The organism is Schaalia meyeri (assembly GCF_900105015.1).
GTDB classification, from domain to species: domain Bacteria; phylum Actinomycetota; class Actinomycetes; order Actinomycetales; family Actinomycetaceae; genus Pauljensenia; species Pauljensenia meyeri.
The window spans coordinates 12,295-36,954 of record NZ_FNLK01000006.1 but is presented as its reverse complement, the minus strand read 5'-3'; the positions used below and the strand labels follow the sequence as shown (position 1 = coordinate 36,954).

19 protein-coding genes are annotated in these 24,660 nt (G+C 68.1%); 4 read left to right on the top strand and 15 right to left on the bottom strand.

Annotated elements, in window-relative coordinates; genetic code table 11:
• Positions 1-48 precede the first annotated feature (48 nt).
• The gene (locus BLT68_RS03015) at positions 49-507 is read right to left on the bottom strand and encodes a hypothetical protein (RefSeq protein ID WP_074632753.1); all 459 of its coding nucleotides are present in this window, start codon (positions 505-507) and stop codon (positions 49-51) included.
• Complete coding sequence (locus BLT68_RS03010; RefSeq protein WP_074632822.1) at positions 504-1,100, bottom strand: TetR family transcriptional regulator; 597 nt, start codon at positions 1,098-1,100, stop codon at positions 504-506. The genes BLT68_RS03015 and BLT68_RS03010 overlap by 4 nt, the downstream gene beginning before the upstream one ends.
• A gap of 231 nt (positions 1,101-1,331) precedes the next feature.
• On the opposite strand from BLT68_RS03010, the gene BLT68_RS03005 reads away from it, so the two are divergent.
• Positions 1,332-1,883, top strand: coding sequence for a hypothetical protein (locus BLT68_RS03005; RefSeq protein ID WP_050695173.1), 552 nt, complete (start codon positions 1,332-1,334; stop codon positions 1,881-1,883).
• 158 nt (positions 1,884-2,041) lie between these two features.
• On the opposite strand, the gene guaA is transcribed toward BLT68_RS03005, so the two are convergent.
• From guaA to BLT68_RS02960, 9 genes are all read right to left on the bottom strand, one after another.
• Positions 2,042-3,598, bottom strand: coding sequence for a glutamine-hydrolyzing GMP synthase (gene guaA / locus BLT68_RS03000; RefSeq protein WP_074632751.1), 1,557 nt, complete (start codon positions 3,596-3,598; stop codon positions 2,042-2,044).
• A 505-nt stretch (positions 3,599-4,103) separates the two neighbouring features.
• A complete protein-coding gene (locus BLT68_RS02995; RefSeq protein ID WP_074632749.1) occupies positions 4,104-4,691 on the bottom strand; it encodes a biotin transporter BioY in 588 nt (195 codons plus the stop codon).
• A gap of 143 nt (positions 4,692-4,834) precedes the next feature.
• Complete coding sequence (locus tag BLT68_RS02990) at positions 4,835-6,181, bottom strand: cell division protein PerM (RefSeq protein ID WP_131800062.1); 1,347 nt, start codon at positions 6,179-6,181, stop codon at positions 4,835-4,837.
• 82 nt (positions 6,182-6,263) lie between these two features.
• Positions 6,264-7,184, bottom strand: coding sequence for a succinate--CoA ligase subunit alpha (sucD, locus tag BLT68_RS02985; protein WP_074632748.1), 921 nt, complete (start codon positions 7,182-7,184; stop codon positions 6,264-6,266).
• A gap of 27 nt (positions 7,185-7,211) precedes the next feature.
• Positions 7,212-8,399, bottom strand: coding sequence for an ADP-forming succinate--CoA ligase subunit beta (gene sucC, locus BLT68_RS02980; RefSeq protein WP_074632744.1), 1,188 nt, complete (start codon positions 8,397-8,399; stop codon positions 7,212-7,214).
• Positions 8,400-8,529: 130 nt separating this feature from the next.
• Positions 8,530-11,247 (bottom strand): UvrD-helicase domain-containing protein, encoded by a 2,718-nt coding sequence (locus BLT68_RS02975; RefSeq protein ID WP_074632742.1) that lies wholly within the window; start codon positions 11,245-11,247, stop codon positions 8,530-8,532.
• Between the two features lie 131 nt (positions 11,248-11,378).
• Positions 11,379-12,869 carry a DUF1846 domain-containing protein gene (locus BLT68_RS02970; RefSeq protein ID WP_074632740.1) on the bottom strand — a complete coding sequence of 497 codons (1,491 nt, stop codon included), beginning with the start codon at positions 12,867-12,869 and terminating at the stop codon, positions 11,379-11,381.
• Between the two features lie 131 nt (positions 12,870-13,000).
• Positions 13,001-13,651, bottom strand: a complete 651-nt coding sequence (locus BLT68_RS02965; RefSeq protein WP_050695180.1) for a response regulator — start codon at positions 13,649-13,651, stop codon at positions 13,001-13,003.
• The gene (locus BLT68_RS02960) at positions 13,648-14,838 is read right to left on the bottom strand and encodes an ATP-binding protein (protein ID WP_074632738.1); all 1,191 of its coding nucleotides are present in this window, start codon (positions 14,836-14,838) and stop codon (positions 13,648-13,650) included. The genes BLT68_RS02965 and BLT68_RS02960 overlap by 4 nt, the downstream gene beginning before the upstream one ends.
• A gap of 255 nt (positions 14,839-15,093) precedes the next feature.
• Here BLT68_RS02960 and BLT68_RS02955 point away from each other — a divergent pair, with 255 nt between their 5' ends.
• Complete coding sequence (locus tag BLT68_RS02955) at positions 15,094-16,773, top strand: PspC domain-containing protein (protein WP_074632737.1); 1,680 nt, start codon at positions 15,094-15,096, stop codon at positions 16,771-16,773.
• 11 nt (positions 16,774-16,784) lie between these two features.
• The gene (locus tag BLT68_RS02950) at positions 16,785-17,465 is read left to right on the top strand and encodes an NfeD family protein (protein WP_074632735.1); all 681 of its coding nucleotides are present in this window, start codon (positions 16,785-16,787) and stop codon (positions 17,463-17,465) included.
• Between the two features lie 82 nt (positions 17,466-17,547).
• Here BLT68_RS02950 and ptsP read toward each other — a convergent pair whose 3' ends face one another.
• Both ptsP and BLT68_RS02940 read right to left on the bottom strand, forming a co-directional pair.
• Positions 17,548-19,230 carry a phosphoenolpyruvate--protein phosphotransferase gene (ptsP, locus tag BLT68_RS02945; protein WP_074632734.1) on the bottom strand — a complete coding sequence of 561 codons (1,683 nt, stop codon included), beginning with the start codon at positions 19,228-19,230 and terminating at the stop codon, positions 17,548-17,550.
• A gap of 4 nt (positions 19,231-19,234) precedes the next feature.
• Positions 19,235-19,501, bottom strand: coding sequence for an HPr family phosphocarrier protein (locus tag BLT68_RS02940; protein ID WP_050695184.1), 267 nt, complete (start codon positions 19,499-19,501; stop codon positions 19,235-19,237).
• Positions 19,502-19,778: 277 nt separating this feature from the next.
• On the opposite strand from BLT68_RS02940, the gene BLT68_RS02935 reads away from it, so the two are divergent.
• Positions 19,779-20,804, top strand: a complete 1,026-nt coding sequence (locus BLT68_RS02935) for a LacI family DNA-binding transcriptional regulator (protein ID WP_050695833.1) — start codon at positions 19,779-19,781, stop codon at positions 20,802-20,804.
• Between the two features lie 67 nt (positions 20,805-20,871).
• Here BLT68_RS02935 and BLT68_RS02930 read toward each other — a convergent pair whose 3' ends face one another.
• Together BLT68_RS02930 and BLT68_RS02925 are read right to left on the bottom strand one after the other, a co-directional pair.
• On the bottom strand, positions 20,872-22,890 hold the full coding sequence (locus tag BLT68_RS02930; protein ID WP_074632732.1) for a sucrose-specific PTS transporter subunit IIBC: 2,019 nt from the start codon (positions 22,888-22,890) through the stop codon (positions 20,872-20,874).
• A 206-nt stretch (positions 22,891-23,096) separates the two neighbouring features.
• The gene (locus BLT68_RS02925) at positions 23,097-24,566 is read right to left on the bottom strand and encodes a glycoside hydrolase family 32 protein (RefSeq protein ID WP_074632731.1); all 1,470 of its coding nucleotides are present in this window, start codon (positions 24,564-24,566) and stop codon (positions 23,097-23,099) included.
• Positions 24,567-24,660 lie beyond the last annotated feature (94 nt).

The following is a 24,660-nucleotide window of genomic DNA, read 5'->3' as shown; positions in this document are numbered from 1 at the left end:
CCAGGTTTCCGAGTTGCCGATGGCGTACAGGGGGATGTCGCGCATCGCTCAGCGGCGGCGCGCATGGAACGCCCAGCCCTGGCCTGCCGCGCGATGCAGGAGGAAGCTGACCCCGGCCAGGGCGAGGGCGAGGCCCAGGCCCGTGTAGAAGAAGGCTACGAACCACTCAGGGATGAGCCCGACCGCCCTCATCCCAAAGCCGATAGACATCATGACCGCCATCGTCGCGTAGCTCCGCGCGTCAAGGAATCGAAGGGGATTGTGCCTCTCGCCCTCAAGCCCCCTGATTCGCTCGGAGTTCTTTGCCACGAGCCTGCTGAACATCGCGTGAAACGCGCAGAAAATCACGATTGACCCCGCGGCCAGGGCGAGGGCAACGAGTAGCGCCGCACCGCTCATGTGAATGGCCGCGCGCACGCCCAGGATGGCGACGTTAACCCCGGCGACCAGCCACACCACGCCGGCCACGACGATGAGGTTTTCTTTCCTGATGCGGAGCCTTTTCATCGCGCGGCTTCCTTTCCGTTGGCGTGCGGTGCGGCGTCGTATAGGGCCACGTCCAGCAGGGCAAAGAGCGTCTCGCAGTCGGCCCCCTCGATCAGCGAGGCAAAGACGCTTCGGAGGGTAAAGCGACAGAGGGACTCTGGGCGAAGAGAGCCGACGAGCCGCGCGCGAACCACCGCCTGGTCGGCCTCAAGAACCCGTCGGAGTCCCGCCTCCATGTGGGCCATCACGGGGGCGCGCGCGGCTTCCAGGGCACTGCGCTCACTGTCGGGCAGGCGCCGCATCTGGGCGAACCAGTCGATATCCATTGCTGCGACCGCGCCGCTCAAGGCGTCGCGGAAGCGCCTGGCGTAGGAGGTGAAGCACTCGCCGGGATGCACGGCGCACAGCTCCTCGGAGAGGTTCTCCTCAAAGAAGCGTGTCAGCACGGCGGCGGTGAGGTCGGCCTTCGTCGGGAAATAGACGTACACCGAGCCGACCGCGATTCCGCACGCCGCGGCGAGTTTCCGCACGGAGAGCGCGGAGACCCCTTCGCGCGCGGCGATAGCATAGGCCTCGTCGATCAACCTCTCCTTGTCAATCACTTGCTTTGGCACGCGAATCCGCCGCCTCCCCACGCACATCAACCTACAATGAACGGTGTTCAGTATAGGCGCGTCTCGCGCCTCGTCAAGAGGGATAAAGGTGAGTTCGCGCATCACCTCCGTTATGGCTCCGTGCTACATTTGCCTGTGAGCACGTGTTGTCCGTTTGTTCGTCGGACCTCCGCAACGTTGCCGAGGTCTAACGAAGACGGGACACAATTTGCCCCAGAAAGAAGGCCACTCATGCCCACGGTCGTACGCATCGCAGCGCCCCTCCTGTTCGTCGTCGTAACTTACTGCGGCTGGCCCCTCCACCCCCTTATCGGTTACATGTCGGATGCGATACCAACGAGCGCGTGGACCGCATTGATGTTCGCCACCGGCGCGGCGAACCTGGCGTGCGCACTCTGGCTTCGACGCGAGGATCAGCCACGCGCCCTGGCATTTTGGGATCTACTCCTGAAGCTATGCTTGCTTCCCATCTTTCTTGAGACGCTCCTCTTTGCGCAGTGGGCGGGACGGTATATCTTCGTCGACATCGGTCGTTTCATCATGGGATTCATCTTGATGTTTCCAACGTTCGCGGCGGCCTACTTTCTCATGCTCATCACCTCCTCCTACGGATTCGCAGCGGCACGTCGCGCACGCGAACAAGGGCTCATCAGCGCCGACGTCGCAAAGACCTACATCAAGAGGCACGCTCTGCCCATCGCCGACCTGATCTCAGCCGCCAAACTGTACGCGCTTCTACGGGATGCTGACAGCACCCACGGGGAGCCCCCCAGGGAGGCCTAGGACCGCTCCCCTACCCTTCACGCGCGCATGCGCCACTTTCGCTGACCGACTCCTTCCTGACCGGTCCAGCACCCCCGCGCACAAGCATAACCCCGGCCTCGTCCCCGTTTCTTGGGACGAGGCCAGGGCTAGTCAATCAGCGCGGCCCTGGAAGCGCCTCACTCCCATTCGATGGTGGCCGGGGGCTTGGAGGTGACGTCGAGGACCACGCGGTTGACCTCGGGCACGGAGTTCGTGATGCGCGTCGAGATACGGGCCAGGACGTCGTAGGGCAGGCGCGTCCAGTCGGCCGTCATCGCGTCCTCGGAGGACACGGGGCGCAGCACGATCGGGTGACCGTAGGTGCGCCCGTCGCCCTGCACGCCCACGCTGCGCACGTCCGCCAGCAACACCACGGGGCACTGCCAGATCTGCTGGTCCAACCCCGCAGCGGTCAGCTCCTGGCGGGCGATCAGGTCGGCGGCGCGCAGGATGTCCAGGCGCTCGCGCGTCACCTCGCCGATGATGCGGATCCCCAGGCCCGGGCCCGGGAAGGGCTGGCGATTCACCAGGTAGTCCGGCAGGCCCAGCTCGCGGCCGACCGCGCGCACCTCGTCCTTGAACAGGGTACGCAGCGGCTCCACCAGCTCGAAGGCCATGTCCTCGGGCAGGCCGCCCACGTTGTGATGGCTCTTGATGTTGGCGGCACCCTCGCCGCCGCCGGATTCGACGACATCGGGGTACAGGGTGCCCTGCACCAGGAACTTCACCTCGCCGCCAGACGCGCCCACCTGTTCGACGACCTGCTTCTGTGCGGCCTCGAAGGAGCGGATGAATTCGCGGCCGATGATCTTGCGCTTCGCCTCGGGCTCGGTCACGCCCGCCAGCGCGCCGAGGAAACGATCCGTTTCGTCACACGTGATGACGCGGATGCCCATGCCGCGCGCGTAGTCGCCCTCCACCTGCTCGCGCTCGCCCGCGCGCAGCAGGCCGTGGTCGATAAAGAAGCAGGTCAGCTGGTCGCCGACGGCCTTGTGCACCAGCGCCGCGGCCACGGAAGAGTCCACGCCGCCCGACAGCGCGCAGATGACCTGCGCGTCGCCGACCTGCTCGCGGATCCTCGCGACCTGCTCATCGACGATGGAGCCGGCCGTCCACGTAGGCTCGATCCCGGCACCCTCGTACAGGAAGTTCCGCAGCGCGTCCTGGCCGAAGCGCGAGTGCCCCACCTCGGGGTGCCACTGCAGGCCGAAAAGGCGACGCCCCCGGTCCTCGAAGGCGGCGACCGGGGTTTCGGCGGTGGACGCCGTGACGGTGAACCCCTCGGGCGCTCCCTGAACGGCGTCGCCGTGACTCATCCACACGATCTGTTCCTCCGGCGTTCCCGCGAACAGGCAGGAATCGCCCGCGACCGCGGCCTCGGTGTGCCCGTACTCGCGGGTGCCCGTACGGCCCACCGTGCCCCCCAGGGCGTGGGCCATCGTCTGGAAGCCGTAGCAGATCCCCAGGACCGGCACCCCGGCCTCGAAAATCGCGGGATCCACGGAGGGGGCGCCCGCCTCGTACACGGAGGAGGGGCCGCCGGACAGGATGATCGCGGTCGGCGCCTTGGCCAGCATGTCCGCCACGCTCATCGTGTGGGGGACGATCTCAGAGTAGACGCTGGCCTCGCGCACGCGGCGGGCGATCAGCTGGGCATACTGCGCGCCAAAATCGACGACGAGGACGGGATGCATGTCGGTAGCGTTCACCCTGCCAATAGTACCCGCGCGCCCCACCCGTCGCGCCCCACTGCGCATGTCACCAAGCGAAAGAGCCTCCACGCGGAGGCTCAGGTCTGCGGCATCGCAGCACGCCGACCGCTGTCACGCCGGAGCATCTCGACGCTCGCGTGCCCAGGCTTGATGTGAGATCACCGCAGGCTGCTGGCGTGGGATTCGGGGCCCGCTTCGCGGGGGCGCTCACGTATCTGAAACCAACACGCGTCCCCGCCTCAGCAAAACAGCCGATTCAGCGGCAATCCACCACAGCAGGGGTGGCCCCGGTTTCACCCAGCCACAGCAACCCACCAGCCACGAGCTCACCGTCGTCAACGAGGCGCGCCCGCGGCAACACACACGCAGGGACAGGTGTCCACAGAGACACACACGCCGGTGGCAACAGACGCCCGCCTGTACAGGAAAGCGGCCTCACCCCCGACTGGGGACGAGGCCGCTTCTCTTCGCGCTCGGACGCGTGCGCTCAGCGGGTCAGCGAACGCAGGACGGGGAAGAGACCGGATGCCACCGCCGCCTTAAGGAGGTCGCCGATGATGAAGGGGACCAAGCCCTTGGCCAGGCCATCGGCCAGGGTCATGTGGGCAAACGGGATCATCCAGGCCAGCCCCGCGACGTACACGGAGGCCAGGGAGGCCAGCGCGGTGGGGACCATCGTCACCACGCGGCGATCAGCGCCGCGCTGGGCGGAAAGCCCCGAGATCAGGGCAACCAGGAAGTAACCGAGGACGTAGCCGAAGGACGCGAAGGCCCAGCCGACATTCGTGCCCGTAAAGACGGGAGCGCCCGCCACGCCCAAAACCACGTAGGCCAGGACGCTAACCAGGCCTCGGCGAGCGCCCAGGACCGTGCCCACGGAGAGCGCGCCGAGCGTGCCCAGGGAGACGGGGACCGGCGTAAAGGGCAGAGGGACCGACACGCGGGCCAGGAGAATCAGCGCGAGCGTTCCGGCGGCCACGAGCACGACCTCGCGCAGAATGGTTCCGCCGAAGCGATCGGCGAGGACACGATTGGGGTGCGCGGAGGCGGCGGGGTTAACGGTCAGCGTGGTCATGGGGAGCCTTTCGACGGGAACAACAGTTTAATTCAATACTTGAATTAAACACCGCCGCAACTCACCCGTCAACCGCACGCGAAACCGATCGCCCGAGGGAACGCGCTCACTCCTCCAGCCCCGCCAGTCGCGCCCCCCTCGGTCTAGTCGAGGCCCTCGCCAGTCGCGGCCTCCGCCCACGGCTCGTCCTCGCCTCCCTGGCCTTCGGCACCCTCCTGGACCGTCGACGAGGCCGCGGCCGCCTTCCGGTCGCGGCTCTCGCTTCGGCGCCGACGCAACGCCTCGCCCCCATGGCGCACGCGCCCCACCCCCTCGCCGAGAAGCGCCAGCGTGGTCGGGTGCGTGGCCAGTGTAACGAGCACGGCGGGCAGCGCGATCTCGACAACCAGGGCCAGGGTCACCCAGCCGACGCGCGGGCCCATCGCCGCCAGACGCACGGCCCCCAGGCTCATGGTCGCACTCCACATCCACAGCGCCGTGACGCCCGCGAACACGACCGCGGCCAGGAGGCCCTGAGCGGCCTGGTGGAGCAGGTGCTCGCGTCGAAAAGTCAGCGCAAGCACGAAGCCGAACGCCAGGCCGAGGGCACATGGCACGAGGACCAGCCACAGCCCGGGAGCCGTCGTGGGGACCGCCCCGAGGAGGGGGATCGGGGGGATCGGCCCCTCAGCCGCGACCGTGGGCGAATGCAGCGCGTCGGTGGCCGTCAGGAAACCCGCGCCCGACCACCAGGCGGCCGCCCACGCCATGACCGTCGGGGTAAACAGGACCTGAGCCCCCACGATGAACGCCGTGTCGATGCTTGAGGAAGCGCCCAGGAGCTCCTGGATGCCGCTCATCCGTCCCCACGCCAGCACGAGGGCCACGACAGAGGCAACCGCCGAGGCGGACGCGAGCACGACCACGAGCAGCCCTGCCATCTTGAAGCCCCCCGAAATCCAGTGCTGCATCGAGGGCGCCGCATCGTCGCGCGAGTATCCCGAGGCGAAGAACCAGACGGAGCCGATCAGCGGAATGAGGATCGCGCCCAGCGTGCCCGTCCACCAGTGAGAGTTCTGGCCCGACGCGCCCGCCAGCAGCCACGACGTCAGCAGGAAACCGGGCACGGCAAAAAACGCGCAAGAGCGGGGAAAGCCTGCGGTCGTTCGCAGCAGGATACGCACGAGCACGATCAGCAGCGCGCCCGCGAGCGTCGGTATCGCCCGATACGACACTCCCCCAACCATCGTGGTGCCGCCCACGACGGCCGACCACAGATCGCCGCCGAGGCCGAGCGCGTCGCGGGGAGTCGTGTCGTTCATCCACGAGTTGGAGCGCAGCGTCAGGTAGGCGACCATGGTGAGCACCGTGACGGACGCCCAGCCGGCGAAGGCCGCCTCCACGCCCGCGAGAACGCCGCGGGCCCAGCCCTTGGGCACGGCGACGCGGATCGTCGCCCGGTCCGGCACGTAGGTGGTCGTGGTTCGCCGGAGGTTAGCTTCTTCTCTCATGTGCTCGCTCACAGCCCCATAGTGTCAGAATCGCCCCGGGGCCGCGACGCTGCACGCCGCCCCGGGCTGAATCGCCGCGACGTTACCGGGTCAGCCACGCGCGCGCGATCTGCGCGGTCTGCGTGGGGGTGCGGCCCACGCAAACGCCCACGGCCTCGAGCGCGGCAGCCTTCGCGGCGGCCGTGCCGGAGGAACCGGACACGATCGCGCCCGCGTGCCCCATAGTCTTTCCCTCGGGAGCCGTGAAGCCCGCGATATAGGCGACGACCGGCTTCGTCATGTTCTGGCAGATCCACTCGGCCGCGCGCTCTTCGGCGTCGCCGCCGATCTCGCCGATCATGATGACCAGATCGGTGTGCGGGTCCTGCTCGAAGGCGGCCAGCGCGTCGATGTGGGTGGTACCCACAACCGGGTCGCCGCCGATGCCCAGGCACGTCGTGAACCCGCAGTCGCGCAGCTCGTACATGAGCTGGTAGGTCAGGGTGCCCGACTTGGAGACGAGGCCCAACCGCCCCGGGCCCGTGATGTTTGCCGGCGTGATGCCCAGGTTCGCCTGCCCGGGCGAGATGATGCCGGGGCAGTTGGGGCCGATCAGGCGCACGCCCGCCTCCAGGGCGCGTTCGACGATGATCGTCGAGTCCTGCACGGGGATGCCTTCGGTGATGAGCACGACGGTCTGAATGCCCGCGTCGATGGCCTCCAGGGCGGCCCCCTTGGCAAAAGCCGGGGGCACAAAGATGACGGAGGCGTTCGCTCCCGTGGCCTCGCGGGCATCCGCGACCGTCCCAAAGACGGGAATCTCGACCGGGCCTTCCGGGACGCGGCCGGCGGCAGGGCCGTATCCGTGCACGTCGAAGGTCACCATCTGGCCGGCCTTGCGGGGGTTCGTACCACCCACGACGGCGGTGCCAGCGCTGAGCATGCGCTGGGTGTGCTTGCGCCCCTCGGCACCCGTCATGCCCTGGACGATAACCCGGGTATCAGAGTTGACGAAGATAGTCATGATGTGTCTCCTGCGCTGATCGGGCCGTTACTTCGAGGGGGTCTGGGCGGCGAGCTCGGCCGCGCGCCGGGCGGCGCCGTCCATCGTTTCTTCCATGTGCACGAGCGGGTGAGCGGCCTGGGCGAGGATCGCGCGCCCCTCCTCCACCCTGTTGCCGTCAAGACGCACGACGATCGGCTTGGACGCCGCCTCCCCCAGCTTCTCCAGCGCGGCGACGATGCCGCGGGCGACCTGATCGCAAGCCGTAATGCCGCCGAACACGTTGACGAACACGGAGCGCACCTGGTCATCCCCCAGGATGATGTCGAGGCCGCGAGCCATGACCGCATCGGAGGCGCCGCCGCCGATGTCCAGGAAGTTCGCGGGCTTCACCCCGCCAAACTCCCGGCCGGCCATCGCCACCACGTCGAGCGTGGACATGACCAGGCCCGCGCCGTTGCCGATGACGCCGACCTGGCCATCCAGGCGCACGTAGTTCAGTCCCGCGTCCTTCGCCGCCGCCTCGCGGGGATCCTGCGCGTCCGCGTCCACCAGCTCCGCGTGAGCGGGGTGACGGAAGCGCGCGTTATCGTCCAGGGTGACCTTTCCGTCGACGGCCCAGATGGAACCGTCGGGGCTGGCAACCAGCGGGTTGACCTCCACGAGGGTGGCGTCCTCGCCGCGGTACACCTCCCACAGGGCCTGCGCCACGGGGACGATGGCCTCGCCCGTGGCCTGGTCGAAACCGGCCTGGCTCACGATGCGGCGGGCCACGTCGGCGTCGATGCCGCGCCCGGGGTCCAAGGGCACGCATGCGAGCGCCTCGGGGCGCTCCTTGGCGAGGGTCTCGATGTCCATCCCGCCCTCGCGCGAACACATCGCCAGGTGGCGGCGGTTCGAGCGGTCGAGCAGGATCGAGAAATAGTACTCGGCCGCGATGTTCGCACCGGAAGCGATCATGACGCGCCTGACGACGTGGCCCTTGATATCGAGGCCGAGGATCGCCCGCGCCAACTCGGCCGCCTCGTCGGCCGTGTGGGCCAGTTTCACGCCACCGGCCTTGCCGCGCCCACCGGTCTTGACCTGCGCCTTGACGACCAGCAGCGAGGCGCCCGCCGCCAGGAGCTCGCGCGCCCCCTCGCGCGCCTCGTCGGGGGTCGAGGCCAGCCGGTAGTCCAGCACGGGCACGCCGTACTCCTTAAACACCTGCCGGGCCTGATACTCGTAGAGATCCACCTTATTCCCTCCGTTGAGCGTGGTGCGGTCAGCGCAATAATTCTAGCGCGCGTCAGCGCGGGACACGGCCATCCTCCCCGCGCTATCGGGGTGTTGCACAGCCGACAAACGCGCGGTATCCCCCAATGCTCTAGGAGATCTTCTCCATCGGGGCCATGCGCACCAGGAGGCGTTTCTCTGCCCCACCAAAGCGAATGCGGGCCACCGTGCGCGGCCCCTCACCCTCGACGCCCGTGACGGTCCCCGCCCCCAGGGTCGCGTGCTTGATGCGATCCCCGACGCTGAGCGCCAGCACGGGCTTGTCGTCCGCCGCCTTCGCCGCGGGCGCGACGCCCATGCGCGTCACCTTGCGCACCCCGCCGGGCTGGGCTCCCCCACCGCGCCCGGAGCCAAACGCCCCACAGTCGCGCTCGCCCCACGGGTCGTACCCATCGCGACTCCCGCGCCCCCGCCCGTAGGAGGCGCGCATGCGCTCGCCGGATGTAGCCGCACGCCGCACGTCCAACAGCTCGGCCGGAATGTCATCCAGGAAACGCGAAGGAGGCATCTCTTGGGGCGTCCCCCACGCGCTGCGCACAGCCGCGCGCGTCAGGTACAGGCGCTCACGCGCGCGGGTGATCGCCACGTAGGCCAGGCGGCGCTCCTCCTCCAGCTCGCTCTCGTCACCGAGGCTGCGCTGGTGCGGGAACGTCCCGTCCTCCATCCCGGTGACGAACACCGCGGGAAACTCCAGTCCTTTCGCGGTGTGCACCGTCATCAGGGTCACCGAACCGCCACGCTCGCCCAGCGATGGCACCTGGTCCGAGTCCGCCACGAGGGCCACCCGCTCCAGGAAGTCCGCGAGGCTACCGCCCGGGGCGTCGGCCGCGAAAGCGCCCGCCACCGAGTGCAGCTCCGCCAGGTTCTCCACGCGCGAGGCGTCCTGCGGATCCTCGCTGCGGCGCAGCTGCGCCAGGTAGCCCGTGCGATCCAACACCTCCTCCAGGATGTCAGCCTGGGAGGCGCCGCGTGAGTCCGCGTCTCGCAGCGCCTCGATGAGTCCCCAGAAGGCGGCCGCCGACTTCGCGGCACGAGGGGTAATGCCCCGGACCTCCGGTGCACCCTCGGTCCCTGCCGGGGGCGCCGCGTCCGGGCTCTTCTCCCTGGCGCCGTCCGCCATCGCCGCGGCAGCGGACGAGCCAGCCCCGGTCTCGCCGGCGGGGCGGGCGAGAGCCTCCACGTCGATGCCGGCTCCCTCTCCGGCGGGGGATCCGGCGCGTTGCCACAGGTGGCGCAGCGCCGCCCCGAAGGAGATGCCGTGGCGTGCGGCGTGTGCGGCAATCGCTTCCTCGGCCTTCGCACCGATGCCGCGCTTGGGGACGTTCAGGATTCGGCGGGCGGCAACCGTGTCGTCCGGGTTGGCGATGACCTGCAGGTACGCCAGCGCGTCCTTGATTTCGCGGCGCTCGTAAAATCGCGTGCCACCAACCACGCGGTACGGGATGCCCTGGCGCACCAGCAGCTCCTCAAGGGCGCGCGACTGGGCGTTCGTGCGATAAAAGACCGCGATGTCCCCCCACTCGACCCCCGCGTCCGCCAGGCGATCGAGCTCGCCGACGACGAAACGCGCCTCGTCATGCTCGGAATCCGCGGCGTCCAGGGTGATGAGCGCGCCGTCACCCGAGGCCGTCCACAGGTTCTTCGCCCGCCTGCCCGCGTTGCGGGCGATCACCGCGTTCGCGGCCGACAAAATGTTCTGCGTCGAGCGATAGTTCTGTTCCAGCAGGATCGTGCGGGCGCCGACAAAATCGCGCTCGAACTCCTCGATGTTACGGATCGTGGCCCCGCGGAACGCGTAAATCGACTGGTCCGAATCGCCCACGACCGTCAGCTCGCCGGGCTCAACGCCGTCGGCCCCGTCCCCCACCAGGGCGCGCACCAGCACGTATTGGGCGTGGTTCGTGTCCTGGTACTCGTCCACCAGAATGTGGCGGAAACGCCGGTGATAGTGCTCGGCGATCAGCGGATTATCGCGCAGCAGTTCGACCGTGCGCATGATCAGGTCGTCGAAATCCAGCGCGTTCGAGGCGCGCATCCGCTTGTCGTACTCGACGTAAGCGTCGGCGACGACGCGCGACACCGGGTCTTTGCCGGCGGTCTCGGCGTAGCGTGCCGGACCGATCAGCTCGTTCTTCGCGTCCGAGATGCGTGCGGCGACCATCTTTGGCGTGAAACGCTTAATGTCCACGTCCGCGGACTTGAGCACCATCTGGATGAGACGCTGGCTGTCCTGCGCGTCGTAGATCGTGAACGACGAGGACAGGCCCGCCGCCTGGTGTTCGTAGCGCAGCAGCCGCACGCACGCCGAGTGAAAAGTGGACACCCACATGCGCCGCGCGTCCGCCCCCACGAGGGCACCCGCCCGCTCGCGCATCTCCGCCGCCGCCTTGTTCGTGAAGGTGATCGCCAGGATCTGGCCCGCGCGGGCGCGTCCCGTCGCCAGCAGGTACGCGATCCTGTGCGTGAGCACGCGCGTCTTTCCAGAGCCCGCACCCGCCAGAATCAACAGCGGCGAACCCGCGTGCACAACCGCCTCGCGCTGACGGTCATTCAACCCGCGCGTCAGCGACTCCGGGTCCACGCCGCCCCCGTGTCCCTCCCGCGGCGGCGCGAAGCCGATGCCGGGCTCTGCCCACGCCGACGGCTCCCCCGCCGCCCCGCCGGGAACGGCGATCTCGGGCCACGCGTCGGCCCCCAGTGCATCCTCCACGTCGAAGGCGGGTGCCTGCGGCGGCACATAGTCGTCCTGGCGGCCCCCATCCGGGCCGATCAGGAAACCAAGGTCGGGCAAAGAAGTCGCGTCACTCATCGCTTCCAAGGGTAGACCGACCCGCCCACACCTGCCCGCCCCGCCCGAGGTGGCGCCAACCACGCGGCGCGCGACCGGGCCGGGTCCTCCCCACGCACCCCTCGCGGGCGGGAACAGCCCGGCTCAGCCCGTTACTTCTTGCGATACAGGGACTTCGTCGCGTACACCGGCTCGGTCGTCACCTGGATGCCCAGGGAACGGAAGATCCCCTCGTCCACCGGGCCCAAGATGACCGACTCATGCACGTCGCACCCACGCAGGGCGCTCAGCTTATCCAGCGCGCGGCGGGCGTTATCGTCGCCGTTAGCACTGACGGCCAGGGCGATCAGAACCTCGTCAGTGTGCAGACGGGGGTTGCGCGATCCCAGGTCGGCGGTCTTGAGCCGCTGGATCGGCTCGATCGACTGCGGCGCCAGGACCTTCACGTCGTCTGGAATCCCCGCCAGCTTCTTCAGCGCATTAAGCAGCATCGCCGACGAGCACCCCAGCAGGGCGGAGGTCTTACCCGTGACGATCTGGCCGTCAGGCAACTCGATCGCCGCGGCGGGCTCGCCCGTGGCCTCGGCCAACAAGAGGGCCGGGCGAACGACGGGACGGTCCATTCGTCCGACCCCGACCCTGCCCATGAGCAAGGAGATACGGCCCGACTGAATCGGTTCGCTCATCTCCTTCTTCTCGGTCACGAGAGCCTTGTAGTAGCGCCGAATGATCTCCTGACGCGACGCCTCCACGCAGGCCTCGTCGTCGACGATGCAGTGACCCGCCATGTTCACGCCCATGTCCGTGGGGCTCTTGTACGGCGAAGCACCCAGGATCTTTTCGAACAGGCGCCCCAACACCGGGAAGATCTCCACGTCCCGGTTGTAGTTCACCGTCTTCACCCCGTAGGCCTCCAGGTGGAAGGGATCGATCATGTTGACATCATCGAGGTCGGCTGTGGCCGCCTCGTACGCGATATTCACCGGGTGATCCAACGCAATGTTCCAGATCGGGAACGTCTCCCACTTCGCGTACCCGGACTCGATGCCACGCACGTGGTCGTGGTACAGCTGCGACAGGCAGGTCGCCATCTTGCCAGAACCCGGCCCGGGGGCGGTAACGACGATCAGATTGCGGCTGGTCTCCACGTACTCGTTGGCTCCATACCCCTTGCTCGACACAATGCGCTCCACGTCGGAGGGATACCCGGGGATCGGGAAGTGACGATACACGCGAATCCCGAGCTTCTCGAAACGCTCCTTGACCTCCAGGGCCGCCCGGTTCTCGTCGGTCCACTGCGTGATGACGACGGAACCGACGTACAGCCCGCGCTCGCGGAACTCGTCGATCTGGCGCAGCACCTCGTCGTCGTAGGTGGTGCCCACGTCGGCGCGAATCTTACGGCGCGCGAAATCCTTGGCGTTGACGGCGACGATAATCTCTACCTCGTCGGCCAACTCACGCAGCATGCGCACCTTGTTGTCGGGTGTAAAACCGGGGAGCACGCGCGAGGCGTGCATGTCGTCGATCAGCTTGCCGCCGAACTCCAAATACAGCTTGCCGCCGAACTCTCTGCGCCGCCTGGCAATGTGTCGAGACTGCATCTCAACGTAAGTATCACTGTCAAAACCGATGCGGTGCATGCATCCTCCGAGGTCGCGGTTTCAATGGGGCCACCCGCGGGGAGCGGCCAGGCGCTTTCACGCTCTCGGGGTTCCATTGTAGGCACGCGCGCTCCAGCCATTCCGGGTGAGCGTGCAAAGCTGGTTCGACCTCACACGATATGGCGCTGCATGGCCCAGCGCGTCAGCTCGTTCCGATTGGACAGCTGGAGCTTACGCAGGACAGCGCTGACGTGGGTTTCGACCGTCTTGATCGAGATATACAGGTCGTGGGCGACCTCCTTGTACGTGTAACCACGGGCAATGAGCCGCATCACCTCCTGCTCGCGGGCGGAGAGCAGATCCAGTTCGGTGTCGGTCGTGGAGACCTCGCCGGTGCCGAAGGCATCCAGGACGAAACCGGCCAGGCGCGGGCTGAAGGCGGCGTCCCCGGCGGCCACGCGGCCGATGGCCTCAACCAGGTCCGGGGTGGAGATCGACTTGGTGACGTATCCGCGAGCGCCCGCGCGGATCACCTGAACCACGTCCTCGGCGGAATCCGAGACGGACAGGGCCAGGAAGTTAAGCCCCTCGATGTCGCGGCACGAGCTGGCCACCTCGGCCCCGCCACCGCCGTTGCCTCCGGGCAGGTGCACGTCAAGGAGGGCGACGTCGGGAGTGAGGGCGCGGCACGCGGCGATGGCGCCCTCGACGTCGGAGGCGTCCCCAACGATTTCCAGGTCGGCCCCGGAGTTTTCGAGCTCGGCTCGTACCCCCGCGCGAACCATGGGGTGATCGTCGATGACGAGGATGCGGATGGTCACTGTGTCCTCCCGTTGGGCGCTGTTTCTCCCAGGATATCGGAACGGGGCATGCTCAGGGCGATTTCGGTGCCGCGTGAGCGCGAATGGATCGACCCTTCGCCACCGGCGCGCCGCATGCGCCCCAGGATCGAGTCCCGCACGCCGTGTCGGTCGGGCGCAATGAGGGCGGGGTCGAATCCCTTTCCGTTGTCCTTGACGAAGGCCTCGACGACGCGGGGACGCACCTCGACGTACACGGAGACGGGTGGGGCACCGTGTCTAACGGCGTTTTGACACGCCTCCGCCAGGGCCGCCACCAGCGCCAGTTCCCCGGGGCCGGGCCGCATGTCGCCGACCACGACGACGCTGATGGGAACGCCGTACCGGCTTTCGACGCCCACGACGGCCTCCGTCACCGCGGCTTCGAGGGAGTCGGCGGCCTGGGCATGGCCGGTGTAGAGCCATGCGCGCAGCTCGCGTTCCTCGGTGAGGGCGATCGCCCGCACGCGCGTGGGGTCTTCCGCGGAGGCGCGAATAAGGGTGAGGGTCTGCAGGACGGAATCGTGCAGGTGTGCGGCGATGTCGGCGCGCTCGGATTCGCGCACGCGTTGGGCCTCCGATTCAGAAAGCTCCTTCGTGGTGCGCAGCCACATGGGGATCAGCGCGAAAAGGATGCCGGCAACCAGGGCGGCCCCGATGAGCCCGCCGCGAAGCAGGATGATCAGCGGGTTGTCCCGCGATGCGACCATGACGACGCCCAGGCTGAGCAGGCCGATCCCACCGACGACGGCGCCGATGAAGCGGATGGAACGCCAGTTGCGCACCTGTCGGCTCTGGCTCCACACCAGGGCGATGCCGGTGACGATCGTCATGACGGCTCCAATATCGCGCCAGTCGATCGTTCCGGACGCGTTCAAGATGACGCCCACGAAGGCGGCAACCAACAGGGCCACTCCGGTGGCGATCAGCCGGTTGCGCGATACCTGCGCGGCGCGCTCCTCGCGCAGGCGGACGAGGCCGGGGCTCAGCGTGTCCGATCCGGTTGCCTCGGGCGCGTCCTCAGGGACCGTCACCCACAGCCACAGGTACGCAATGATACCGACGCCGATGACGGAAAGGGCTGTGAGCGCGGCGCGCATCAGCAGGACGGGCACCCCCAGGTGCACGGCCAACCCCGAGCACACGCCGCCCATCCAGGGGGTCGGCATGTCCGGGCTGAAGGAGGTCGCGCGCACGAGCGGAGGCCGAACGGGGGGTGCCGGGATGGGCGGCGTCCACCCCGGCCGGGGGTAGTCAGGTCTGCTCACCCTCCTATTGTCGCACGTCGTGCGGGTGGTCCCGGGCTACCCCGAACACAATCAGGGGGCGTTCAGGGGGTCCCCTACTATCGCGAAAGCCTCCCCCTTTGATTGAGTAGTGGTATCGATCCGCACACCGCGGATCCCATCGAAAGGATGTGCACCATGAGTTGGTCGAACGGTCCTTCGGACCCCAACGGGGCGTACCAGCAGCGTTCGCCCCACGGCGGTTTCTTCGACTCCCTACGCAATTCGGGTTGGTACCGTGCGTACCCGCGCGTGATTGGCGGCGTGTGCTCGGGCGTCGCGGCGCGCACCGGATGGGACCTGTCGCTCATACGTGTGCTCACCGTTCTGGCAGCTTTCTTCGCGCCCGTCGTGCTTGTCGCCTACTCCCTGGCGTGGCTCTTCCTGCCCGAGGCCGCCGACGGTCGCATCCACGCGGAAGAAACCACCCAGGGGCGCTTCGATATCGCCTTCCTCGGTGGCGTCTTCATGGCCGTCGTGGGCTTGTCCTCCGTGGTCCCATCGGTCAGCATCTTCGGCGGTTTCGCCCTCGGGTGGGGGGCGTTTACGACCCTGGTCATTGTGGGCGTGTGCATCGCCGCAGCGGCCGCCGCCCGTGCCAAGAACCCCCAGGGCGCGCCGATGCCCGGTCCGACCAACCCGCGGTACGGCACCCCCCAGTATGGAAACCCCCAGTACGGCAATCCGCAGTACGGGACCCCGCAGTACGGCACGCCCGGTGCCGGCCCCCAGGGGGGAGCATCCGGCCCTTTTGGGCAGGGGGCCTCAACCGCGAGGAATAGGGAAACACCCGCACCGGGAGGCCAGCCCACGAACGCGGCCGGGGGATTGCCCTCCCACGGCGCCTCTTTTGCCACCTCCCCCGCGGGGGTGTACAGCCAGCAGGCCGGGGGCGGCCCGGCGTCCCCCTCCCAGCCCCACCCCGGCTGGACCCCTCCTCCCGCGAGCGCGCCCAGGCCTCGTACCTGGAATGCCCCGCCCGCGCCGACGCACCGGCCGCGCACGGTGTCCTCCCGCGTGAACCTGGCGATCACGGGCCTGATCATCCTGGTGTTCGCCGCCGTGTTTGGGGCCATGTACGTGGCCAGCGAAGGCCACACGATCCCCTTCGTGGCGGGGGCGGACATCACCCAAACGCACTCGCGCATCATCGTGATCGGCGGGGGCGTGTGCCTGCTCATCGTCGGCTTCTCCCTGGCGATCGCCGCCCTGCGCGACCGCAGCGCCGGCTGGCTGATGACCCTGTCCATCATCGGCATGATCCTCGCACTGCCCACGGCGGCAATCGGCACAGAGGCCGCCCACGAGCGCATCACCCAAGCGGGGCCTTCGCTGCCGGGCACCTCCGCGAACACGACGCTCGATTGGAAGACCGATTCCGTGCAAGGTGGCAACCCGACGGGAAGCACCACGCTCGACCTGAGAGGGGCGCCCGTGGGAACCACCAAGACGATCACCGTCGGATGGCGTGCCTGGTCCAATCTGAGCATCCTGATCACGGAGGGCCAACCCATACAGATCGTCTGCAAGTCGGATATCGGCTCAGTTTCCACGAACATGAAGGATGACGGCTGGGTGGCTCCCATCAGGATGTGCTCGGAAGGGACGAGGGCGTCTTCCCCCTCGTGGGGGAACTCCGCGCTCGGAGGGATCACCATCCTGATCGACGACAGCGCGACCCTCGATACGCTGAGCGTCATGCAGTCGCCGGATACGTCGAACACGTGGGGTTCCACCCCGTCGACGTCAAGCCCCTCGACCACCCCCAGCGCGTCCCCCTCCGCACCCCCCTCCGACGCCTCTCAGTCGGGCAACTAAGGAGTACGAACATGACTACCTCTAACGACGACGCGACCACTCAGCTCCCCGAATCGAAGGCGGCCACGTCTCCCGCTGCCCCCGCGCCGAGCGTGGGAGCCTCGCAGGATGCGACGCGGGAGATGCCTACCTCGGATCCTGGCCTGTCCTCGGATCCGCTGGCGATATTCCGCGAAGCCCCGACCACCCAGATGCCCTCAGATCCCTTTCGGACAGACGCTGACGCTTCGGGCGCGGCGGGCAGGCAGGGTGAGGCGGGCTCGCCAACGCAGGCGGCTCCCAATTCCACTCCCCTAGGTTCCACGCGCACGGCGTTTGACCCCGCCTCCACGGGCGAATCGACGCCGCCACCCCGCGATGCAGGAGCGGGCCTCGGCGGTCAGGGTCCTGCGGGTGGCAATGGAGAGCCGACGTGGAGCGCACAGCGCGGCCCGATCGACATGCGAACGCTGCCCGAGGCCCCCAGCAGAGGCGTGAGAGTCGGCACTTTCGTGTGGGCCTGCCTGGTCTGCATGGTTGGCCTCTTCCTCATCGCCGAGGCCTTTATACCGTCCTTCAACCTGCCGCTCCTCGGGATCGGCGCGATTGCCGCCCTGGGAATCGTCCTGATCCTCACTGCGCTCTTCTCGGGTCACTCGAAGAAGCGCGCGAACGGCACGGCGGGCGGAACGAACGCGAACCGCGAGGGCTGAGGAATCCGCACCTCAATCCCAGCGCGGCGGGGGCGGGAACCTGTTGGTTCCCGCCCCCGCCGTTTGGCTCAGCGCCGCCTGATCAGAGCAGATCCAGCATCGCCGGAGCCACCAGCTTCACGACGTTTTCTCGGCCCTCCTGCGCGTTGGGCGCATCCACCGCGAAGGCCGCCATCTGCTGGCAGGTCGCCAGGTCGTGCATACGCAGGGCCGCACGAACGGCGTTGACCTTCGTCGGGGCCATCGACAGGGAGGCCACCCCCAGGCCGGTGAGAACCAGGGCCAGCAGGGGATCGCCGCCGGCCTCGCCGCACACGCCGATGGGTTTGCCCGTCGCGCGCCCGCCGTTGCATGCGTGGCGGATCATCTCGAGGACCGCGGGCTGCCAGGGATCCAGGAGGGACGCCAGGTTGCCGTCCAAGCGGTCCGCCGCCATTGTGTACTGCGTCAGGTCGTTCGTGCCGATGGATGCGAAGTCGACGATCGACAGGAGCTGCTCGGCGCGCAGCGCCGCAGCGGGCACCTCGATCATGATGCCGACCTTGGGCAGGCCCAGGGCGCGCGCCTTGTCCGTGAACCACGTCGCCTCGTCGGCCGTGGCAACCATGGGAGCCATGACCCACAGGTCCGCACCCGTGGCCCGGTGGGCGGCAGCGAGCGCCTGCAGCTGTGTGTCGATGAGATCCTCACGCACCTGGCACAGGCGCAGGCCACGCCGCCCCAGGGCGGGGTTCTCCTCGCCCCCAAGATCCGCGAAGCTCAGCGGCTTGTCCGCACCGGCATCCAGGGTGCGCACGACGACGCGGCGCGACCCAAAGGACTGGAGGACCTTCGTGTACGTCTCGGTCTGTTCCTCCAGGGACGGGGCCTGCGCTCGCTCCAGGAACAGGAACTCCGTGCGGAACAGCCCGGAACCCTCCAGGTCGAACTTCGAGGCTTTAAGGGCGTCATCGACCGTGCCGATATTGGCCAGGAGCTTCACGCGGTAGCCATCGTAAGTGGCCCCTTCGCCGGTCGAACCTGCCAGGGCCAGCGCGCGGCGACGCGAGCGTTCCTTGAGCAGATCAACCTCCTCGTCGGTGGGGGCGACGATCACCTCGCCGACGCCACCGTCGATAGCCAGCATCGTCCCTTCCGCAACGTCCAGGATGCCCACAGCCTTCACGATCGCGGGAATACCCAGCTGGGCGGCCAAGATCGCCGTGTGCGACGTCGGCCCGCCGACCTCGGTGATGATCCCCAGGACGGTGCGCGGGTCCAGCGTCGCGGTCTCAGCGGGCGCCAGATCGCGGGCCACCAGGACGACGGGGCCGTCGAACGCGGGGACGCCGGGCTCGGGCAGGCCGCGCAGCTCACAAATCACGCGGTCGCGCACGTCGTACAGGTCGGTCGCGCGCTCCGCCATGTAGCCGCCGAGACCACGCAGCATCTGCGCGTAGTCCTCAACGGCATCTTGAACCGACTGGGTCAGCCCCAGGCCCTTCTTCAGCTTCTTGTCGATGGCCTTCGCCAAGCCGCGGTCGCCCGCGAGCTGGGCGGTCGCCTTCAGGACGGCCTTCGTCTCTTCCGGCGCCCTCTCGACGCGTTCGCTCAGACGAGCGGAAACGGCCGCGAGCGCCTCTCTGACGCGGCCACCGTCGGCGGCGGCGTCAACGCTACCCGGCTCGGACGTGTCGACACCGGGCGCGGGCTGAACGATCGCGGCGGGAGCAGCAGCGGTCCCAGCGGAGACGCCGATCCCGTGCAGGACGTCGTGTGTCGTCATCGGCTCACTCCTGATCGAGGTCGCGGGACAGCAGCGTCACGAGGGAATCGAGAACCTCCCCCGCGGAATCGTCCTCGGTGGACAGGGTGACGACGTCGCCGTGCTTGGCGCCCAGCGTCATGATCTCGAGGAGCGAAGCAGCGTCGGCCTCCTCACCGTCAAACTCGATGGTCACCTCGACGCCGGAATCATCAACGGCTTCGGCGAGGACGGCTGCGGGACGTGCGTGGAGGCCAACGGAGGAACCAATAGCAACAGTGCGAGAAATCAAGGTCGTTCCTTTCAAACGCGGGTATGCCCATCGTGGGACACAGGTGCCCGTAAGCCCCATCGTATGGGGTCGGGCGCGCGTTTGAAACCCGATATCACGCACGCCCCACATGGAATACATCACCCTGATACATGCCGAAAAACCATCGCGCGACGCCCTGGCCACCCGGGACAAAAAGAGGCTGCGCGCGGCGGCCCACGGCCTCGTCACCGTGACGCCCGGCTCGTCGCCCGCGCGCCGACTACAATGGAGCGGTACCAACGAAAGGAAAGCGCGCATGAGTTCCCGCGAACCCACGCTGGCCGATGTCGCTGAGCTGGCCGGAGTGAGCCTGACGACCGTCTCGCGGGTGTTAAACAACCGGGGGTACCTGTCGGAAAAGACGAAGAAGCGCGTCAAAGACGCGATCGAAGCGCTGGGGTACCGCCCGAACTCACTGGCTCGGGCGCTGCACGGGATGCGGACCCAAACGGTCGGGCTCATCGTGCCCACGGTGTCGCTGCCGTTCTTCGGGGAACTCGCCGTCGAGGTCGAGAACGCGCTGGCCGAGGCGGGATATCGCATCCTCATCTGCAATTCGTTGGGGCGGGCGGATCGCGAACGCGAATACCTGTCCCTCCTGGTGGGCAACCGCGTGGACGGCATCATCTCGGGCGCGCACAACGAGGGTCTCGGCGAGTACGACACGATCCGCATGCCGCTGGTGACGATCGATCGCGAGCTGAGCCCGTCGATCCCGAACGTGCGCTGCGCGAACGAGAACGCAGGCGCGATGGCCACGCGCGCGCTTCTCGAGGCGGGTTCACGTCATCCGCTGCTGCTCACGTCCCGCTCGGGGCCTCGTAACCTGCGCGAGGCTGGCTACCGCGCCGAGGTCGAGCGCGCGGGGCTGCACGCTCGGGTAGTGACCGTCCCCTTCGACACCCCCGCGCCGCAGCGCTTCGCGATGGTGCGCGACGCCCTGGATGCCGCTCACGGCGACGAAGCCATCGACGGCGTTTTCGCCACGGATGACCTGGCGGGTGCCGAGGTGCTGGAGTGGGCACGCATGCGCGATCTGTCGGTGCCCGGCGACCTGTCCGTCATCGGCTTCGACGGGACGGAGACGATGCGCCGCGCTCTGCCGCACCTGGCGACGATTCGCCAGCCCATTGAGCAGATCGCACGGGCGGCGGTCGCGATCCTGCTCGGGCAGATCGAGGGCACCGAGCCACGCTCCCCCATCGACCAGGACGGGGCGGGGCGCGCTCGCACCGTGGAGTTCCCGGGAACGCTGCTGCGGGGACGGTCGCTGACGCTCTGAGCCGGTTTGACGGGTGGGCGGCACCGGCATTGCGCCGGTGCCGCCCACCCGCTGGGTCGCCCGAGTCTCAGGCTTCCTTGGGGCTCACCTGGAGCAGCGCGTCGCCGCGCCGGATCTGGCCGCTCGCGACGGGGGCTACGGCCGCGAACTTCTTCTTGTTCGTCACCACCACCGGGGTGATGGTCTCGTAGCCGGCCGCCCGAATGACATCAAGGTCGACCTCGGCGAGCACGTCACCGCGACGCACGACATCGCCCTTGGCCACGCGGGGCGTGAAGCCCTTGCCGTCCAGCTTGACGGTGTCCATGCCGACGTGGATGAGGACCTGCACACCGGAGGCGGACTTCAGGCCGTAGGCGTGTCCAGTGGGGAACGCGACGGTCACGGTCCCGTCGAAGGGGGCGACAACCACGCCGTCGGCGGGGTCGATGCCGATGCCGGGGCCCAGCATTCCCTTGGCGAAGGATTCGTCCTTGACCTGTTCGAGCGGGACCACGGCGCCCGCCAGGGGCGATCCAACGGACAGGTCGGCGACGGCCTCGTCGCTGAAGGAAGGGGCAGTGGCGGGGGCGGACGCGGTCGAAGCGGACGAGGCGGGGGCGGCGGCAACTGCGGGAGCCTTCGCGGGAGCGGCCGCCGCGCGCCCGGCCATGTCGGCCTTGCCACGCGTCACGGCGTAGGCGAAGGTCACCCCGAAGGAGAGGGCGAAGACCAGGACCTCAAGCGCGACGTAGGCGGGGATTGACTTGGGGACGATCGAGACGAAACCGACGAAGCCCGCGGCGCCGAGGGCCTGTCCGCGCACGTTCAGCAGGGCGACGCCCACCGAGCCGATGGCCGAGGCGCCCATCGCGATGAAGAAGGGCCATCGCAGGCGCAGGTTGACGCCGAAGATCGCCGGCTCGGTGATGCCGAAGACGGCGGAGACGCCGCCGGCACCAGCCAGGCCCTTGAGCTTGCCGTCGCGGGTCTTGAAGAAGACGGCCAGGGCGGCCGCGCCCTGAGCGACGTTCGCCATGGAGGCGACCGGGAAGATGAAGTCGCCGACGCCGCCGTTGACGGGCAGCAGCGGGATCTCGATGGCGGGGAAGGACTGGTGCAGGCCGGTGACCACGATGGCGCTGTAGAAGAAGCCGAAGATCAGGCCGCCGAAGAGGCCGAGCGAGGTGTAGAGCCAGTTGACGCCGTCGGTTAAGTGGTTGGAAACCTCGCGGGTGAAGGGCCCGACGACCACGAATGCGAGGAAGCCGGTGACGAGCAGCGTGATGAGCGGGGTGAGCAGGAAGTCCGCGGTTCCCTTGAGGACCTTGTGCAGGCTCTTTTCAATGAGGCACATGATCCAGGTGACGACCAGGGTGGGGATGACCATCGCCTGGTAGCCGACCTTAGTGACCTCAAGGCCAAAGAGGGTCCACACGGAGGACTGGTCCGTGTATGCCCAGAAGCCGGCCGCCACCTCGGGTTTCGCCACGGAGTATGCGGACAGCAGCGACGGGGAGACCATGGCGGCACCCATGGCGGCACCCAGGTAGGTGTTGCCGCCGAAGCGCTTGGCGGCGGAGAAGCCGACGAGGACCGGCAGGGAGGCGAAGGCCGCGGAGGACACCAGGTTGATGAGCGAGTCGTAGTCTTCCAGCCACGGGTACATCTTGACGACGGGCTGCTCCGCGAACAGGCCCTCGGCCGTCAGGATCGAGTGGAGGGCCATGAGGAGACCGCCGGCGATCAGGGCCGGGAGGATGGGAACGAAGATGTCGGCGATCATCTTGATGAAGCGAGAAAAGAGATTGCCGCCCGACTCGGCTTCTTCCTTCGCCTCGTCCTTGGATACCTCGCGCACGCCGTGGTCCGAGACCATGTGGGCGTACACCTGGTCGACGTCGCCGGGTCCGACGATGATCTGGAACATGCCGCCGGCGGCGAACGTCCCCTTCAGGTCTTCGTTGTCGTCGAGGGCCTGCTGGTTGATCGTGGACTCGTCCGCAATCACCAGGCGAAGCCGCGTTGCGCAGTGCGCTGCCGCACTGATGTTCGAGGCACCGCCGACGGCGTCGACGACCTCTCCTGCCACCTTGGCGTGATCCATTGCCGACCACGTTCCTTTCTCATGATTCCACGCGCGACGTCATCGTCACGCAGCGCGCTGGGCTGTGTGTAGCAATCGATTGACATATTAGGGCCTGCAAGCTCGCAGGCGCAAGGCCTTTCGGACGTATTCTCAGGTCAGAGGGTGAGAGTCGGCCCACACGGGCGAAGCGATGGCCGCCGAAGCGCCCCCGTCCTCGCCCCGCGTCAGTCGGCGCGCGCGGCGCGCAGGTTCGTCACTAAAGCTCCGCCGGCGAGCGTCACTCCGGCCCCCGCTCCACGCAGGAAGCTGCGCGTCGTGAAGACGCGGGAACCATCGCCCAGGTAGACCTCGGTGATTGAGCGGTCGTGGAGGATCTCGACGCGGGACGCCTCGCCCGGGGCAAGGGAGACGACTCGGCGCCCGCCGTGGGGGTAACGCGTGCCCGTCAGGTCCACGACCAGGCGTTCCTCCTCCAGGGTGATCTCCAGCCCCGAGCCTGCGCCGATGCGCACCGATAAAGGCGCACCCCCGTAGGACGCATCGAAGGCCAGGCGCCACGAACGAGAATCCGCCAGCTGCGCGATGGCCGCCCCGGCCTCGGCCCCCACCGCTCCGCTTAGCTGCGCGGGGGCCAGCGGCAGGCCGGGAAGGTGAGGCCGAGCGATCAGCCGACCGCCGCGCAGGCCGAGGGCGCGCGGCGCGGTGAGGCAGTGCACCCACCCGCCCGACGCGATCGACGGCTGCTCGTCCTCGCCCGCGTTTCCCGCCCACCCGAGGAGGATGGTCGGCTCACCGGTGGCCGACGATAAAGAGCGTGCCATGATCTGGGGCGCGTAGAACTCCGTCCCCCTATCGATTTCCTCGAAGGAACCGTCCGCCCGGCGAAACTCGGTGCCGACCAGCTCGCCGACGACGGCGACGCACGGAAAGACGTTCTCGAAGCCCTCACGCTCCGGGGCGATGCCCTGGGGGCAGAAGATGAGGACGTCGCGAGCCAGCCCGGTCTGCTCGTCCGTGAGGCGCACGAGGTTCGGGCACTCCCACATGTATCCGAAGCTCTCGAAGGCCCCGCAGGCATCGGGGAAGCTCATCTCCCCCTCGCACTCCCACGAGCGCAGGTCCGTCGAACGATAGAGCAGGGCCGCGCCCGTAAGGTTCTCGCGCTGGACCCCCAGCAGCATCCGGTAGGAACCATCACAGTCGCGCCACACCTGCGGGTCACGGAAGTGCGCGGTGTAGCCCGGCGGCTGACGCTCAATGATCGGGGGCACCTGCTTGTCGAAGTGGACCATGTCGCGGGTCGTGACGACGCACTGACTCGCCTCACGCTCCCCCGTCTGCGCGTCCTTGTAGTTGCCCGTGTACCACAGTTCCACGTGGTCGCCGACGTCGATCGCGGTGCCGGAGTAGGCTCCGTTGCGGTCCTGGCGTTCATCGGGCAGGATCGCTGGATCGTGGTAGTCCCAGCGGGTCAGGTCCGTGGAGGTGGCGTGCCCCCAATAGACGAGCTTGCGCGGGTGCTGGGGGGTGTATTGGAAGAACGCGTGGTACGTACCACCCACCTCGATGAGCCCGTTGGGGTCGTTGAGGCGCCCCACAGGTGGGGCGACGTGAAAGAGCGGGTAGTCGGGATCCTGGCGGGCGCGTGATGCAGCCTCGGCTTCGAGGGCGGACGCGAGAAAATCTTCGACCATGCATTCAACCTAACACCCTCTGCCACATGCGCGCGGGGCGGGACCGGCCAGTCCCACCCCGCGAACAGCCCGCCCCCTGCCTCGACAGGAGGGG